General features: G+C 63.1%; 1 protein-coding gene. It reads right to left on the reverse strand.

Annotated elements, in window-relative coordinates; genetic code table 11:
- The coding region (locus ABLE94_RS26320; RefSeq protein WP_348810308.1) for an HNH endonuclease at nt 1-1,201 on the reverse strand (1,201 nt) is incomplete at its 3' end.
- Nucleotides 1,202-1,234 lie beyond the last annotated feature (33 nt).

Here is a 1,234-nt window from a genome sequence, read left to right on the forward strand (position 1 = left end):
GTTGTGGGTCAACACTTTCCGGTGGGATCAACCACGGGTGGTGGTCGGCTCCCATGACGACGTCCCATCCGTTATGGTGGACATCGTCATGACAGGCTGTGCAGAGCAAAGCGCCGTTCTCCAAACAGGTTTCGCCGCCGTCGATCCAATGCACGATGTGGTGCGCCTGGCAGCGTGAGGCGGGTGCACCGCACTTGATGCACCCCTTATCCCGGTGCGTCAACGCTCGTCGTTGGGCCCGGTTGAACAACCGGATGGTGCGTCCGAGCGACAGGGGTACTTCGTCTTTGCTGACGATCATGACGCCGACGGTGGCGTCGCAGCACAGTTTGCGGGCGGTGGCTTCGGTGACCGATCCCATGAACTGCAGGGATGCCATGGAGGGTGTGCCGGTGGGGATGGTGAGGTTGATCAGTTCGGTGGGCATACGTGGTCCGTCGTCATCGCGATGCTCACCTCTGGCGGCGCGGGCTGCGGTGTCGAGGATGTTCTCCAGGGCGTCGGCACGCATCTGACCTGCGGTGCGCGGATCGCGGGACCCGTCGGGCTGGGGCCGTGGCGCCGACAGGACTTCGATCGCGGTCTTCAACTTCTCACCGAGCACGGCATGCAGGTTGCCGGTGACGGTGAGGCGTCCGTCGTCAGAATCCCGGAAGTCCAGAGTGTTGATGGAACGGTCCTCGCCGGCCGGTAAACCGTCGGTGTCGTCGGCCTGCTGGTTCCCGCGACTCTTGGCGTAGTCACGGATCTCGGCGGGGGTGAAACCGGCGGTGGCATGCCCGAGCAGGGCAATGCTGTGTGCGTCGCGTTCTTCGGCGGTGACAGGTTGTCCAGATCGCTTCTCGATGTGCGTCAATCCTCTCACGATGGCGTCGGCGTGTTCGGCGGACAGTGTGCCCAGTGAGGTGTGGCGGTGCACGCGGTCGATGTCGGGTGTGGTGCCCAGTCGGATCATGCGGGACGCGGAAGCCGGGGCGACACCCCACTCGTGCAACAACTCGTGGAGTTTGCGGCCCTCCTTCTCTGCGACCTTCAGGTGATCACAGAGTCCGACAAGCACACTGGCGTGGTGATCGACCAGATTGCGGATCAGCAGGATGGCGTGCAGCGCACTTTTTGCATCCTCGTGGGTGAGGCTGCCGGTGGTGAAGTCGAGTTCCGACAACAAGTCGATGGTGATGTCAAGTTCCCCCGATGTCATGTACACCACAATACGCCTCGTTGGCGGTCGGCG

This window comes from Gordonia sp. VNK1 (assembly GCF_040049135.1).
Classification (GTDB): domain Bacteria; phylum Actinomycetota; class Actinomycetes; order Mycobacteriales; family Mycobacteriaceae; genus Gordonia; species Gordonia oleivorans.